This is a genomic window from Streptomyces sp. FXJ1.172 (genome assembly GCF_001636945.3).
In the GTDB taxonomy this organism is placed as follows: domain Bacteria; phylum Actinomycetota; class Actinomycetes; order Streptomycetales; family Streptomycetaceae; genus Streptomyces.
Genome location: NZ_CP119133.2, coordinates 8,428,491 through 8,443,778 on the forward strand (window position 1 = coordinate 8,428,491; position 15,288 = coordinate 8,443,778).

Annotated in this window: 14 protein-coding genes; 11 read left to right on the forward strand and 3 right to left on the reverse strand. The window is 73.1% G+C overall.

Annotation, left to right across the window (positions count from 1 at the left end; translation table 11 throughout):
- Positions 1 to 248: 248 nt before the first annotated feature.
- From A6P39_RS38060 to A6P39_RS38105, 10 genes are all read left to right on the forward strand, one after another.
- Positions 249 to 2,375, forward strand: a complete 2,127-nt coding sequence (locus A6P39_RS38060; protein ID WP_067050333.1) for a hypothetical protein — start codon at positions 249 to 251, stop codon at positions 2,373 to 2,375.
- Between the two features lie 105 nt (positions 2,376 to 2,480).
- A complete protein-coding gene (pelF, locus tag A6P39_RS38065) occupies positions 2,481 to 3,977 on the forward strand; it encodes a GT4 family glycosyltransferase PelF (RefSeq protein WP_067050330.1) in 1,497 nt (498 codons plus the stop codon).
- Positions 3,974 to 5,344, forward strand: a complete 1,371-nt coding sequence (locus tag A6P39_RS38070; RefSeq protein WP_067050327.1) for a hypothetical protein — start codon at positions 3,974 to 3,976, stop codon at positions 5,342 to 5,344. The genes pelF and A6P39_RS38070 overlap by 4 nt, the downstream gene beginning before the upstream one ends.
- 30 nt (positions 5,345 to 5,374) lie before the next feature.
- On the forward strand, positions 5,375 to 6,376 hold the full coding sequence (locus tag A6P39_RS38075) for a GDP-mannose 4,6-dehydratase (RefSeq protein WP_067050323.1): 1,002 nt from the start codon (positions 5,375 to 5,377) through the stop codon (positions 6,374 to 6,376).
- A 39-nt stretch (positions 6,377 to 6,415) separates the two neighbouring features.
- Positions 6,416 to 7,129, forward strand: coding sequence for a nucleotidyltransferase family protein (locus A6P39_RS38080; RefSeq protein ID WP_067050320.1), 714 nt, complete (start codon positions 6,416 to 6,418; stop codon positions 7,127 to 7,129).
- 6 nt (positions 7,130 to 7,135) lie between these two features.
- A complete protein-coding gene (locus A6P39_RS38085) occupies positions 7,136 to 8,041 on the forward strand; it encodes an NAD-dependent epimerase/dehydratase family protein (RefSeq protein ID WP_067050318.1) in 906 nt (301 codons plus the stop codon).
- A complete protein-coding gene (locus tag A6P39_RS38090) occupies positions 8,038 to 8,700 on the forward strand; it encodes a spherulation-specific family 4 protein (RefSeq protein WP_067050315.1) in 663 nt (220 codons plus the stop codon). Before A6P39_RS38085 ends, A6P39_RS38090 begins: the two co-directional genes overlap by 4 nt.
- Positions 8,701 to 8,764: 64 nt before the next feature.
- The gene (locus tag A6P39_RS38095; RefSeq protein WP_067050311.1) at positions 8,765 to 9,421 is read left to right on the forward strand and encodes a maltokinase N-terminal cap-like domain-containing protein; all 657 of its coding nucleotides are present in this window, start codon (positions 8,765 to 8,767) and stop codon (positions 9,419 to 9,421) included.
- A gap of 221 nt (positions 9,422 to 9,642) precedes the next feature.
- A complete protein-coding gene (locus tag A6P39_RS38100; protein ID WP_079133559.1) occupies positions 9,643 to 11,493 on the forward strand; it encodes a M1 family metallopeptidase in 1,851 nt (616 codons plus the stop codon).
- A 169-nt stretch (positions 11,494 to 11,662) separates the two neighbouring features.
- Positions 11,663 to 12,499 carry a lysozyme gene (locus tag A6P39_RS38105; RefSeq protein ID WP_443053023.1) on the forward strand — a complete coding sequence of 279 codons (837 nt, stop codon included), beginning with the start codon at positions 11,663 to 11,665 and terminating at the stop codon, positions 12,497 to 12,499.
- 69 nt (positions 12,500 to 12,568) lie between these two features.
- Here A6P39_RS38105 and A6P39_RS38110 read toward each other — a convergent pair whose 3' ends face one another.
- Positions 12,569 to 12,907: a hypothetical protein gene (locus A6P39_RS38110; protein ID WP_067050308.1), complete on the reverse strand. Its 339-nt coding sequence runs from the start codon at positions 12,905 to 12,907 to the stop codon at positions 12,569 to 12,571.
- Between the two features lie 41 nt (positions 12,908 to 12,948).
- Positions 12,949 to 13,077, reverse strand: coding sequence for a hypothetical protein (locus A6P39_RS38115; RefSeq protein ID WP_267893346.1), 129 nt, complete (start codon positions 13,075 to 13,077; stop codon positions 12,949 to 12,951).
- Between the two features lie 48 nt (positions 13,078 to 13,125).
- Here A6P39_RS38115 and A6P39_RS38120 point away from each other — a divergent pair, with 48 nt between their 5' ends.
- Positions 13,126 to 14,127 (forward strand): LacI family DNA-binding transcriptional regulator, encoded by a 1,002-nt coding sequence (locus A6P39_RS38120; protein ID WP_067050305.1) that lies wholly within the window; start codon positions 13,126 to 13,128, stop codon positions 14,125 to 14,127.
- Positions 14,128 to 14,161: 34 nt separating this feature from the next.
- Here the strand turns inward: A6P39_RS38120 and A6P39_RS38125 are convergent, their stop codons facing one another.
- Positions 14,162 to 15,097, reverse strand: coding sequence for an alpha/beta hydrolase (locus A6P39_RS38125; protein ID WP_079133557.1), 936 nt, complete (start codon positions 15,095 to 15,097; stop codon positions 14,162 to 14,164).
- Positions 15,098 to 15,288 lie beyond the last annotated feature (191 nt).

Consider the following 15,288-nt stretch of genomic DNA (forward strand, 5'->3'; position numbering starts at 1 on the left):
TCCGGCGCGATCCTCCCTCGGCGCGGACGGGGAAACGGTCTTCCGGGTTGCCTCCAACTGCCTTTGGAAGCCTGCGCTTTTCCGTCAGGTTTCGTAAGCCGCCCACAAAAGCTACACAGAGCCATCACCATGTGACGCGACGGATGCGACGACGACCGGCTTCTGAGGGGGACGCCGGCGTCACGCAAGGGGGTGGGTCCGCGCCGCGGGGCCGTGCTCACCCCTGCCCGGGGAGGGGACTTCACCGCATGAAGCGGACCATCCGCACCACCGCCCTGGCGGTGGGCGTGCTGATCGCCGCGCTCGGCCTGCAGGCCGGCCCGGCACAGGCCGACACCACCGCACCGCGCATCGACCTCAGAGTCCTGGTGGTGAGCGACGGTGGTCCGGCCACCGACGCCATCGCCGCCGAACTCGACACCGCCGGAACGCCGTACACCAAGGTCGACCTCACCGACTCCGCCCGGCCGGCCATCGACGCAGGCTTCCTCGCCGACACCGTCGACGGCCGGCCGCGCGCCAAGTTCCAGGCCGTCGTACTGCCCAACGACAACCCGTTCGCCGCCGGCAGCACCGAGATGGCCGCGCTCGCCTCCTACGAGCAGACCTACGCCGTCCCGCAGGTCGACGCCTACACCTACGCCCGGCCCCAGGCCGGCCTGAACGTCCCGGCCTCCGGCGGCTACTCCGGCAGCATCGACGGCGTCCAGGCGCAGGTCACCGACGCCGGCCGGGCGGGCCCCTTCGGCTACCTCAAGGGCGCGGTGCCGTTCGAGGACAACTCGCCGACCGTGGCCGAGAGTTACGCCTACCTGTCGACGCCCGCGCCCGGCGCCGACTTCACCCCGTACGTCCAGGCCACCATCCCCGGCACCAGCACACAGGGCTCACTGGTCGGGGAGTACCGGCACGACGGGCGGCGCGAGCTGGTCGTCACCTTCGTCTACAACCAGTACCAGGAGCAGTTCCGGCTGCTGTCCCGCGGCATCGTGGAGTGGATGACCGGCGGGGTGCACCTCGGCGCCTCGCGCAACTACTTCGCCGTGCACGTGGACGACGTGTTCGCCGCCGACGACCGCTGGGACACCCAGCTCAACTGCACACCCGGGGACATCGACTGCACCAACAGCTCGGTCGCGCCCAACCCGGTCCGGATGACCCCGGCCGACGTCGACTACGCCACCGCCTGGGAGCAGAGCCACCACTTCACCTTCGACCTCGTCTACAACGGCGCGGGCAGCGTCGACCAGCGCCAGGACAACAACGGCGTCGACCAGCTCGCCGACAAACTCATCGCAGACCGCGACCGGTTCCGCTGGGTCAACCACACCTACACACACGCCTTCCTCGGCTGCGAGCAGAACACCACCGTCGTGCCGTGGACGTGCCAGACCAACGCCGACGGCAGCACCAAGTGGGTCGGGCGCGACACCATCGACCACGAGATCGCCACCAACCGCGCCTGGGGCCAGGCCGCCGGACTGCCGCTGCAGGACGACGAGTTGGTGACCGGCGAGCACTCCGGACTGCGGATCCTGCCGCAGCAGCCCGAGGACAACCCCAACCTGGCGCCCGCGCTCGGTGACAACGGCATCCGGTGGCTCGCCTCGGACAACTCCCGGGACCCTGAGCAGCGCCAGATCGGCCCCGCCACCACCGTCGCCCGCTATCCGGTGAACGTCTTCTACAACGCGGGCAGGGCCTCCGAAGAGACCGACGAGTACAACTGGCTCTACACCGGCCGCGCCCAGGGCGGCAGCGGCATCTGCGAGGACAACCCGGCCACCACCACCTGCCTTCCGGCCCCGCTGGACACCTCCACCGGCTACCAGGACTACATCGTGCCGCTGGAGACCCGCATCGCCCTCGGACACGTGCTGTCCAACGACCCCAAGCCGCACTTCATCCACCAGTCCAACCTCGCCGAGGACCGCATCGCCTACCCGGTCCTGAACGGCGTACTCGACGGCTACGACGCCCTGTTCGCGGACAACACCCCGCTGGTCAACGTGCGGATGAAGGACATCGGCACCGAACTGCAGCGCCGGGCCGCCTGGAAGACCGCGCTCGACGCCGGCCAGGTCACCGCCTACCGCATCGGCGGCGCCGTCACCGTGCAGGCGCCGAACGGCACCGCGGTCACCGCGAGCCTGCCCGCCGGCACCACCCTCGGCGGCAGCTCCTTCGGCACCGCCTACGCCGGCCAGGTGTCCGGCTGGACGCCCTCCTCCGGCACCGCACTCGCCTTCACCCTGCCCGGCTCCGCCGCCTGGGCCGCCACCGCGCACACCGGCGCGGCGGCCACCGCCCCAGCACCGCGCACCAAGGTTCCGGCGGGCGTGAAGAGGCAGGTCCCGTACGCCCCGAAGCACTGAACGGCGCACCGAAGAAAGGGCCGGTCCGACACCTCCCGGCTGCCCGGGAGGCCTGTCGGCCCGGACCGCACGACCACCCCACACCTCGGCCGTGGAGCACAGTCGATGCACGTTCACCGCGGCGCGCGCCGCTCCGGCGCGGCGCGCGTCACCCTGCTCACCGAAGGCACCTACCCGCACAGCCACGGCGGCGTCAGCGTCTGGTGCGACCAACTCGTCCAGGGCATGCCCGACCTCGACTTCGACATCATCGCCGTCACCGGCACCGGCCGCGAACCCGTCGTCTGGGACCTGCCCGCCCATGTCCACCAGGTGCTCCCCGTGCCCATGTGGGGAGCCCCGCCCGAGGGCCGCGCGCCCCGGGGCCGGGCGCTCGGCCGGCTCGCCGCCGCCCACGAACGCTTCCTGACCGCGCTGCTCGACCCGCACGCCGAGGACCAGTTCGCACCCGCGCTGTACACCCTGGCCCGGGCCGCCGGCGAGGGCACGCTGAGCCCGTTCCTGCGCGGCGACCGCGCCCTCGCCGTCCTCACCGCGGTGTGGAACCGGCCGGGCCTCGCCGTCCGCGAGGCCCGGCCCACCCTGCACGACGCGGTCACCGCCACCGCCCTGCTCGAACACGCCCTGCGCCCGCTCGCCGCACCACCACCGGCGCACGGTGTGGCCCACGCGGTCAGCGGCGGCGTCGCCGTCCTGCCCGGCCTCGCCGGGCTGGAGCGTCACAACGTCCCGCTGCTGCTCACCGAGCACGGCGTCTATCTGCGCGAGCGCTACCTCGGCTACCGCACCGCCCCCTACCGCTGGCCGGTCAAGGCCGTCGTCCTCGGCTTCTTCCGGCTGCTCGCCGAGGAGAGCTACCGGCGGGCCGCACTGATCACCCCGGGCAACCGCTACAACCGGCTGTGGGAGGAACAGGGCGGCGCCGACCCGCGGGCCATCCGCACGGTCTACAACGGCGTGGACCCCGCCGCCTTCCCGCCGGCCGGACCCGAGCCCGGCACCCCGACCCTCAGCTGGGCCGGCCGGGTGGACCCCATCAAGGACCTGGAGACCCTGATCCGCGCCTTCGCCCTGGTCCGGGCCGAGATACCCGAGGCCCGGCTGCGGCTGTTCGGCGGCACACCGCGCGGCGGGGAGGCGTACCGGGAGCGCTGCGCGGCGCTCGCGGCCGAACTGGGACACGCGGACGCCGTCACTTTCGAGGGCCGCGTCGACGACATCAAGGACGCCTACACGGCCGGGAACGTCGTGATGCTCTCCAGCATCAGTGAGGGCTTCCCGTTCACCCTCATCGAGGCCATGTCCTGCGGCCGGGCGACCGTCTCCACCGACGTCGGCGGGGTTCGCGAGGCCGTCGGCGACACCGGGCTCGTCGTCCCGCCGCGCGACCCGGCCCGGATGGCCGCGGCGGCGCTGGAGCTGCTGGGCGACGCCGGGCGGCGCGGGCGGATGGGGGAGGCGGCACGGCTGCGCGTGATCGAGCAGTTCACACTGCGCCGGACCATCGACACCTTCCGCTCCATATACCTCGAACTGCCCACCACAGAACGGTCGTTGACGGTGGAGCCGATCCCGGCCGGTGCGGGGAGCCTGGCCGGATGAGCGGACCGATGGCCCTCGAACCGGGCGGCACCGGACCGGACACCCTGGCCCTGCGGCTGGCCGGCACACCCACCCGCCCCCGCACCGGCCACCGCTCCGCGCGCGAGGCCGCCAGCCGGCTCGCGGCCGACCTCGCCGACCGCATCGGCCCCGCCGTCCACCCCTACGAGGTCGCCGCCCTGCTCGAGGCCGAGGGGCTGACCGCGGACCAGATCAAGGAACGGTACGGCCACCCGGACCTGTTCTCCCTCGCCGCCGCCCTCTACGACCAGGTGCCCCGCACCTTCCCCGAGCCGGCACCGGCGGCCGACCCCTGGCGCCCCGACCACCTGCGCTGTCTGCTGCGCGGGGTGCTGTTCGCCCTGCCGGGACTGGCCTACCTGCTCACCGCGCCCCTGTGGCACCCCGGCCGGCACGCCGCCGCGCCGATCGTCGCGGGCCTGGTGTCCTGGGCGTGGGGCCAGGCGCTCGGCCACCGGGCGTACGTCCGCATGGCGACCGGCCGCCGGGAGGCCGCCCGCACCCTCCTGAACGGCGCGCCCCTCGGCGCGGCACTCGCCACGGCCACCGCCGTCCTGTTCGCCGGCGCCGGCCCGGTGATCCTCGTGGCGGCGGCACAGTCCCTCTACCTCGCGGCGGCCGGTGTCCTGCTGGTGCTGGCCCGGGAACGGCACCTGCTCGCCGCGCTCACCCCGCTCATCGCGGGCGCGGCCCTCCTGCCCTGGCACGAGCCCGGCACGGCGCTGCGCACCGGAGCGCCCCTGCTCGCCCTGCTGGCCACGCTCGCCGTCACCGCCCACGCCCTGCACGGCGCCCTCGCCGCCCCCGCCGCGGCCGACGGCACCCCGCCCCGGCTGTCGGCGTCCCTGCCGTACGGCCTGTTCGGGCTGGCCGCGGGCGTGCTCGTGCTGCTCGAAGGACGGCAGGAGCCGTACGCCGTGATCGTCCTCACCGTGGGCATGGGACCCGCCGAATGGCTGCTGTACCGCTACCGGGGCCTCGCCGTCGCCGCGCTGCGCGCCACCGCCACACCCGCCGGGTTCCGTCTGCGGTCCGCCGGTGTCCTCGGCCTGTGTCTGCTCGGTCATCTGCTGCCGCTGCTGCCCGCCGCACTCCTCACCGGCGCCGCACCGGCCACCCTGCTGCTGCTCGCGGCCACTTTGTGGACCGCCCTGCTCCTCCAGGCGTTCGGGGCCGCCTGGCCACCGGCCGCCCTCTGTACCGCCGCGGCGGCCGGCGCCGGCGCGGCCACGCTGCTGCGCCTGCCCCCGGGCCCTGCCGCCCTGCCGCTGTGCTGCGGCGCCGCCGCGCTGTGTCTCGTCGCGCACGCGCTGTGGCTGCTCGGCAGCCCCGCCCGGCACGCCTGATCCGACCAACCCACCGGAAGGACTGACCAGTTGACCTCCGCACCGCTCGCCGCCGTCACCGGAGCCGAGGGCTTCATCGGCTCCCACCTCACCGAGGCCCTCGTCGCCCGCGGACACCGGGTCAGAGCCATGGCCCAGTACAACTCCTTCTCCTCCTACGGCTGGCTGGAGACCCTCGCCCCCGACGTACTCGACCACGTGGAGATCGTCCTCGGTGACGTCCGCGACCCCGGCTCGGTCCGTGCCCTGCTCGAAGGCGCCGACACCGCCTACCACCTGGCGGCCCTGATCGCGATCCCGTACTCCTACCGGGCCCCGCACAGCTATGTGGAGACCAACGTCACCGGCACCCTCAACGTCCTCGAGGCCGTACGGGCGCTCGGCACGCCCCGGCTCGTGCACACCTCCACCAGCGAGACCTACGGCACCGCCCGGACCGTGCCCATCACCGAGGACCACCCCATCAACACCCAGTCCCCGTACGCCGCTTCGAAGGCGGGCGGGGACCGGCTGGCGGACAGCTACCACGCGAGCTTCGCCACCCCGGTCGTGACCCTGAGGCCGTTCAACACCTTCGGGCCGCGCCAGTCGATGCGCGCGGTCATCCCCACCGTCATCGGCCAGGTCGCCGCGGGGGAGCGCACCCTCACCCTCGGCGACCTGCGCCCCACCCGCGACTTCACCTTCGTCAGGGACACCGCGCAGGCCTTCCTCGCCGTCGGCACCGCGCCCGCCGAACAGGTCGTCGGCCGTACCTTCAACGCCGGTACGGGCGGCGAGATCTCGGTCGGTGACCTCGTCGCACTCATCGGCAAGGTCATGGACACCGCCCTCGACGTGCGCGAGGACCCCGACCGGATCCGGCCCGCCAACTCCGAGGTGATGCGGCTCGTCGCCGACGCCACCCGGCTCACCGAGGCCACCGGCTGGGCACCCGCCCACACCCTCGAACAAGGCCTCGCGCACACCGTGGAGTTCTTCCGCGACCCGGCCAACCTGGCCCGCTACAAGACCGGCATCTACAACATCTGACCCGTCCGGCACGTCACGTCCTCTTCGAAGGAGAAGCCCATGCACGCAGTGATCCTGGCGGGAGGCAAGGGCGTCCGGCTGCGGCCCTACACCACCGCGCTGCCCAAGCCGCTCGTCCCCATCGGCGACCAGCACGCCATCCTGGAGATCGTGCTGCGCCAGCTGTCCGCGTCCGGCTTCACCCGCTGCACCCTCGCGATAGGCCACCTCGGCCAGATCATCCGTGCCTACGTCGGCGACGGCTCCCAGTGGGGCATGGCGGTCGACTACGCCACCGAGGACAGCCCGCTCGGCACCCTCGGCCCCCTGCTCCACCTCAGAGACCGCCTGCCCGACACGTTCCTCGTGATGAACGGCGACGTCCTCACCGACCTCGACTTCGCCGACGTACTGCGCAGGCACCGGGAGTCCGGCGCGCCGCTGACCATCGCCACCTACGCCCGCAAGGTGCACATCGACTTCGGCGTCCTGACCACCGACGCCAGCAAGGTCGTCGCCTTCACCGAGAAGCCCAGCATGGACTACCGCGTCTCCATGGGCGTCTACGGCCTCAGCCGCGCCACCCTCGACGGCTACACGGCGGGCCTGCCGCTCGGCTTCGACGAACTCGTCCTCGACCTCCTGCGCGGCCAGAACCCGCCGCACGCCTACGAGTTCGAGGGCTACTGGCTGGACATCGGCCGCCCCGACGACTACGACCGGGCCAACGCCGAGTTCACCAGCCGCAAGTCCCTCCTGCTCAAGGGAGCCTGACTACGCATGCGCATTCTCGTCCTGGGCGGCACCGGATACCTGGGCCGCCATGTGGCCGCGCGGCTGCGCGCGCTGCCGGGCGCGCAGGTCCTCGACGCCGGCCGCTCGTCCCGCGCCGAGTTCGGCGTCGACCTCGCCGCCGACCGGCCGGAGCGGCTCGCGAAGACCCTGGCCGCGGCCGCGCCCGACACCGTGGTCAACTGCGCGGGCGCCACCGGCGGCGACCCGCTGACCCTGGCCGAGGCCAACGCCCGTGGCCCCGCCCTGCTGTGCGCCGCGCTGCGCGAGTCGGCACCCACGGCCCGGCTGGTGCACCTGGGTTCGGCCGCCGAGTACGGTCCGGGTGCGCCGGGCACCCCGGTCAGCGAGTCGGCACCGGCCTGCCCGGTCACCCTCTACGGCGCCACCAAGCTCGCGGGCACGGTCGCGGTCACCACCTCCGCCCTGGACGGGGTGGTGCTACGGGTCGGCAACCCGGTGGGCCCCGGCGCGCCCGTGGCGAACCTGCCCGGCCGGGTGGCCTCGCTGCTCCGCTCGGCCGCGCCGGGCCCCGAGGCGGTGCTGCGCCTCGGCGACCTGTCCGCCCACCGCGACTTCGTCGACGTACGTGACGTCGCCCGGGCGGTCGCCCTGGCCGTCACCGTGCCCGGCCACCTCCCGCCCGTGCTCAACATCGGCGGCGGAACGGCCGTAGCCGTACGGGAGTTGGTCCATGGGCTGGCCCAACGGTCGGGATTCCAGGGCAGACTGGAGGAGGGCACGGGCGGATCCACCCGCTCGGCCCGGGTGTCGTGGCAGTGTTCCGACATCACCGCCGCCGAGCGCGCCCTCGGCTGGCGTCCCGTCCACGACCTGGACGACTCCCTGGACGCGCTGTGGGCGGCCACCGCACAGAGCGGACCGCTGCCATGAGTCTGCTGGTCCCGCTGTATGTGCACCCGGCCGAGGACCCCGGGGCCTGGCACCGGCTGATCACCGCGGCCGCCCGCACCTACGCGGTCGTCCTGAACCCGGCGAGCGGACCCGGCACCGCCCCGGACCCCGCGTTCACGTCCGTGGCCCGGGCGTTGCACGCGGCCGGAGCCCGGCTGCTCGGATACGTCGACACCGACTACGGCGTCCGGGACCGGGACCGCATCACCGAGGAGGTACGCCGGCACCAGTCCTGGTACGCGGTGGACGGCTGCTTCCTCGACCGGGTCACCGCCACCCGGGAGGGCCTGCCCGCCTGCCGCCGCCTGGTCCGGGAGATCCGGCGGCTCGGCGCGGCCACCGTCGTGCTCAACCCGGGCGTCCACCCCGCCCCCGGATACGCCCGTCTGGCCGACCTCACCATCACCTTCGAGGGCCACTGGTCCACGTACGCCGGGGCGTTCACCCGGCCCGCCTGGACGGGCCGGCATCCGCCCGACCGGTTCTGCCATCTCGTCCACGGCGTCCCCGAGGCCCTCGTCCCGCTCGCCGTGCGCACCGCGCACGAGCGGGGCGCGGCGGTGTGCGGGCCGGTGACCGGCGAACCGCCCAACCCATGGGCCCAGTTGACGCCGGCGCTGTCCGGGGAGGACGGTTGACCAGCGGGAACGGTGTGCGAAGCTGCGTGGGTCAGCACTCACGCAACGCAGGAGAGCCGTCTTCATGGCCATCATCCACCACACCACGCTCAAGCCCACGAAGCTGGAGCTGCTCACCGACTGGCTGCCCACCCGCCCCTGGTACCGCGGCGGCCCGGACGCCCCGGTGCTGACCAAGTCCGGCGGCTTCCGGCTGGACGACCCCGCGGGCGAGGTCGGCATCGAGTTCATGGTGGCCACGGACACCTCCACCCCCGAACCGACCGCCTACCTCGTCCCGTTGACCTACCGCGGCGCGCCGCTGGAGGGGGCGGAGCACGCCCTCATCGGCACGATGGAGCACGGGGTGCTGGGCAGGCGCTGGGCCTACGACGGCTGCCACGACCCGGTGCTGGTCGCCGAGTTGCTCTCCCTGATCACGGGCCAGGCCCAGGCGCAGGCCCAGAGCATCGACGACACCCCCGACCACGAGGTGACCTTCTCCTACACCGGCGCCCCCTTCACCCCGGACGGCTCCACGCCCGAACCGGCCGACGACCACGAAGGCACCCGCCTGCCCGCCCCGCACGGCGCGACCCTGCACGTGCACCGGGTCCTGACCCCCGTCACCGGGACGGCGCCACTGCGCCCCGAAGGCGCGATCGGCCATGTGGCACGCGGCTGGCAGGCGCCGGACGGCACTGCGGCGGCCGCGCTCTTCATGACGCTGCGCACGGCCTGATCCGGCACCTCCGCACGCGACTCCGCCCCGCGCTTCTGGCATGGCCCGATCAAATCTGACAGGCTTTCGCCAGTTCGACAGTCCGCGCCCTGGCCTGAGGGCGCGGGGCACCTCTCGGTGCAACGATCACGCAAGCCCGTTCGCGGCCGTCCCGGCGCACCCCAGCCGGCCGGCCGCCACCGAGCAGGCCGGGAATCCCGGCCGCCGCAAAGGAGAAGCGTGTGAGAACGACCCCCCACAAGGCCCTCGGCGCCGGTGTGCTCACCGTCGCCGCGCTGGCCGCCTTCGTGCTCCCCGGCACCCCCGCCATGGCCCGGCCCGCCGCGGCCCCCGCGGCCTGCACTCCGGTGCAGGCCGTCGGCAACGGCGGATTCGAGAACGGCACGTCGTCCTGGACCACGTCCTCGCCCGCGGTGATCACCGGCCGCGCCGGACAGACCGCCCACGGCGGCAGCTCCTACGCCTGGCTGGACGGCACCGGCAGCACCCACACGGACACCCTGTCCCAGCGCGTCACGATCCCGGCCGGCTGCGACCGGGCCACCCTGACCTTCTGGTTGCACATCGACACGGCCGAGACCACCTCGTCCACCCCGTACGACAAGCTCACGGCCAAGATCGGCAGCACGACGCTGGCCACGTACTCGAACCTCGACAAGAACACCGGGTACGTGCAGAAGTCGATCGACGTGTCGGCGTACACGGGGCAGACCGTCAGCCTTTCCTTCACCGGGACCGAGGACTCCAGCCTCCAGACGAGCTTCGTGCTCGACGACATCGCGCTCGACACCTCCGGCGGCAGTGCGCCGGGCGACTCCACCCGCACCCCGGCCGCGCCGTCGTACACCGTGAACCTCAGCAGCGACACGACCGGCACCGAGTGGACCGGGCACGAGAGCGCGACCTTCACCAATGCCTCGGCCACCGCGCTGAGCGAGGTCTACCTGCGGCTGTGGGACAACTACCACGGCACCTGCGATGCCATGCCGATCCGGGTCACGAACCTCACCGGCGGCTCGGCCGAGGCGCCCACCGTGGACTGCACCGCCCTCAAGGTCGACCTGCCGGCCCCGCTCGCCCAGGGGCAGAGCACGACCATCGGATTCGACCTCGGCATCACCGTGCCGAGCGGCGCCGACCGCTTCGGCCACGACGGTGCCTACAGCTTCATCGGCAACGCCCTGCCGGTCCTCGCCATCCGCGACAGCTCCGGCTGGCACCTGGATCCGTACACCAACAACGGCGAGTCCTTCTACTCCCTGGCCGCCGACTTCAAGGTGACCCTGGACCACCCCAGCAGCCTGCTGGTCCCGGCCACCGGCACCTCCAGCGACACCCCCGGAGCCGGCGGCCGTACGGTGACGACGGCGACGGCGTCGAAGGTCCGTGACTTCGCCTGGGCCGCCGGGCCCTTCACCAAGATCTCCGGGACCTCGTCGGCCGGTGTCGCGGTGAACGTCTACTCCGTCTCGGGCATCAGCTCCTCCAGCGCCCAGTCCATGCTCAGCACCGCCAAGAGCGCCGTGGACGCCCACGCGGGCCGCTTCGGCGCCTACCCCTACGGGGAGCTGGACGCCGTCCTCGACAACAACTACTGGTTCGGCGGCATGGAGTACCCCGGGTTCGTCCTGGACGTGGTCAGCAGCACCGCCCTCACCCATGAGATCGGCCACCAGTGGTGGTACGGCATCGTGGGCGACGACGAGTACAACAGCCCCTGGCTGGACGAGGCGTTCACCGACTACGCCACCGACCTCGCCCTCGGCAAGACCGGTGCCAACTGCTGGAACAGCGTCTCCTGGGCCTCCGCCGACGAGAAGATCACCAACTCCATGGCCTACTGGGACGCGCACTCCTCGCGCTACTCCACCGTCGTCTACGGCTACGGCAAGTGCGCCCTGCACGACCTGCGCCGCGTACTCGGCGACACCGCCATGGCCAAGCTGCTGAAGGACTACGCGACCGCGCACTGGTACGGCGTGTCGACCACGCCCGAGTTCAAGGCCGCCGCCCAGGCCGCCACGAGCACCGACCTGACCTCCTTCTGGACCCAGCACCGCATCGACGGCTGACAGCGACGGCCGATCCGGTGAGGGCCGGTCGCGCAGGGCGCCCCGGGTGTCCCACGCGACCGGTCCGCACGCGACCGGTGCCATCCATACGGACCAAGCAGGGCCCGGTATGGCCTCGTTGGGCGGTATCCGGAGTGCGGCGCGGCCCGACAGCCGGTCAGATGGGAACGTGCGAACCTCCATATCCCTTCAGCGCGGCCGATCCCACCTGGCCCTCACCGGCGCCCTGACCGGCCTCCTCCTCTCCGTGTCCACTCCCGCGGCCCTGGCCGCGTCGGTGCCGGACGTACCCCCGCGCGGCAGCGCGTACATGGGCATGGGCGTCCTCGCCCACGACGGAAGCCACGACGACCCGGACGACCCGCTCGTGCCGCGAGTGACCCAGACCGAAGGCGTGGACGTCTCCAGCTACCAGGGAAACGTCGACTGGCGGGGCCTGTGGGGCGACGGCACCCGGTGGGCCTACACGAAGGCCACCGAGGGCACGAGCTACAAGAACCCCTACTTCACCCAGCAGTACAACGGCCCGTACAACACCGGGATGATCCGCGGCGCGTATCACTTCGCCACCCCGGACACCTCCGGCGGCAGTGCTCAGGCCGACTACTTCGTGAAGCACGGCGGCGGCTGGTCCAAGGACGGCAAGACCCTGCCCGGCGCCCTCGACATCGAGTGGAATCCGTACGGCGGCGACTGCTACGGCAAGTCCCACAGCGGGATGGTCAGCTGGATCCGCGACTTCCTGAACCGCTACCGGTCACTCACCGGACGCGACGCCGTCATCTACACCGCGACCAGCTGGTGGAGCAGCTGCACCGGGAACTACGGCGGCTTCGCGGCGAACAACCCGCTGTGGATCGCCCGCTACGCCTCGAGTGCCGGGACGCTGCCGGCTGGCTGGTCGACCTACACGATGTGGCAGTACACCTCCACCGGGAAGACGGTCGGGGACCACGACCGGTTCAACGGCGGAGCGGACCGGCTGAAGGTCCTCGCGACGGGGTGAGCCGCTCCGGCTGCCCGGGCAGGGGTGAGGTGGACTCACCCCTGCGGGCGGTGACCGCTCAGCCGGTGGTCAGGAGAACACGACCGAGCGGAGCTTGAGCCGGTCGCCCAGGACCTTGCCGGGGTTCATGACGTAGTAGGTGCCGCCCTCGCAGCCCGGGTCGAGGAAGACGACGGCGGTGGCGTCCGTCTTGTTCTGCGGCGCGTAGGCGGACTCTTCGCCCGTCGCCCCGGGCAGGTCGATGCACTCCCCGCTCTTCGGGTCGGCGAGCGTGGCGATGTGCCGGGCGCCGTCCGGGCCGGTGTACGAGTACTGGAAGGATCCGGTCGCCGCGGAGGCCGACGTCGGCAGGGTGATGACGAGGGCCAGCGAGCCGGCGGCACAGGCCAGAGCGGTGCGCAGACGCATGTGCGCGGTCCTTTCGGGGGTGGGTGACGGCAACGTGATCGTCACTGCCCTCCGCCGTGCGGTGATATGCGCGGATCATCCGGATGAGGGACCAGCAGGGCCATGACGCCCTGGCGGGCGACGGTCACGAAGGCCTGGAGCCGGACCGCGGCCAGGGTCATAATTGGCACGTGTAACCTTGAGGAGGTGGACACCAGCCCGGGAAGCGGTGGGGAACCATGGCGAGGAAAGCGGCCGCGGCCGTCACGAGTGCGGATGTCGCACGGCTGGCGGGCGTCTCCCGGGCCACCGTCTCCTTCGTGCTGAACAACACGCAGGCGCATCGGGTCAGCGAGCCCACCCGCGCGAAGGTCCTCGCCGCGGCGGACACCCTCGGCTATGTGCCGCACGCCGCCGCCCGCTCCCTGCGGGCCGGCCGCACCAACCTGGTGCTGATCCCGGCCGCCGTGTCCGCCGTCGGCCGTCTGGTGAGCGGCTGGATCGACGAGCTGCACACGGAGCTGGAGCGGTACGGGTACACCGCCGTCCTGCACGCCGGGCGGTACGCCGACCCCGCCACCGCTGCCCGCGCCTGGGCCGAACTGCGCCCCGGCGCGGTCCTGGCGCTGGACGGCGCGAGCCTCACCCCGGCGGGCGCCCAGGTGCTGCGGCGCGCCGGCGTGCACGCGCTGATGGCCCTCGCGCCCCAGCCGGTCGAGGGTGTGTACACGGTCATCTTCGACCACCGGCGCGTGGGCGTGCTCGCCACCGAGCACCTCGTCGCCGGGGGGCGGCGCCGCATCGGTGTCGTCATGCCGCGCGAACGCGGCCTGTCCGCGTTCGCCGAACCCCGGCTGGCCGGCGCGCGGAGCGTGGCCGCCCGGACGCCCGCGATCGTGACGGCCGTGGACATGGAGCACACGCACGCGTGCGCCGTCGAGCTGGCGCACGACTGGGCGGCGCGCGGCCTGGACGGCGTCTTCGCCTACAACGACGAATACGCCGCGCTGCTGCTGCACGCCCTGCGGGACGCGGGTGTCGACGTGCCCGGCGAGGTCGCCGTCGTCGGCTGCGACGACCTCGTGACGGCGGCCCTGCAGCGCCCGCCCCTCACGACGGTCCGGCTGGACGCGCCGCCGGCCGCGCAGCTCGCCGCGGCCCTGCATGACCTGATCGAGACCGGCACCGCCGCACCGCTGCCGGCGGTCGAGCCCGTGCTCGTGCGCCGCGAGTCCGCCTGACGGCCCGCCGCGGCCCGCCGGGTGCCGCCGCCGGTCAGGCGGTCAGATGACCGCGCAGGAAGTCCACGCTGTGGGCCACGATGTCGGGCACCTCCGCCGAGCCGAGGAAGATGTGGTCGGCCCCCTCGACAGGCCGCAGTGTGACCTCGCCGCCCGCGGCCGTGAGCGCCCGGGCGAGGGTCTCGCTCTGGCCGTAGGACACCACCTGGTCCTGCAGGCCGTGGACCAGCAGGAACGGCGGCGGGGTGGCGCCCGTCGTGTACGTGACCGGGGCGGCCGCACGCGCCCGCTCCCGGCGCTCCTCCTCGGGCCCGCCGAGCAGGGTGGTGATCGGGTCCGGGTACGACGGCTCGCCCGGCAGGTGCGGCAGCGGGTGGGCGACGAGCGGCTCGATGTCCGACACGCCGTACCAGTCGACGACGGCCCGTACCGCGCTGTCCTCGTCCGTTACGCCCTCGCGTCCCTCGAGGCCGGCGCCGTGCGCGTCGGCGCGCACCAGCCCGGCCAGCGCGGCGAGATGACCGCCGGCCGACTCGCCCCAGACGCCGATCCGTTCCCCGTCGATGCCGAGGTCGCCCGCGTGGCGCCGGACGTACCGGATGGCGGCCTTGACGTCGTGCAACTGCGCGGGAAACGGGGCCTCGAGGCTGTGCCGGTAGTCGACGCTCACCAGGGCGAGGCCGGCGCCGAGGACCGTTCCGTGCAGCAGCTCCGCCGGCACCGTCGGCGGGGGATAGCGCCGGTCGCCCTCCAGCCAGCCGCCGCCGTGGATCCACACGACGGCCGGGACGGGTCCTTCGGCGGGCGGTACGTGGACGTCCAGCAGACGTGGCCGGTAGCCGGGCGAGGTGGCGTAGGACAGCCCGTCGAAGCGGCGCACGCCGTCGGCGGTGGTCACGGCGGGGGTGGGGGCGCGGAACGGGGGCGGCGGCCAGCCCGTGTCGAGCTGGGCGGGGGCGGCTGAGGTCATGGCGGGGCCTTCCGTCGGCGGCCTGGGTCCAGCGCGATGTTACACGTGTAACTCTCACGGGAGCGAGACCCTGCGGGGGAGGCTTTCAGCCGTGTTCCTCGGGCGCGGGCGCGGGGGCGGGTGCAGGTGCGGGCGAGAGCGTGCCGCCAGCGGACCGGCAGCGCCTCGAGCGGGCTCGTCAATGCCCTCGG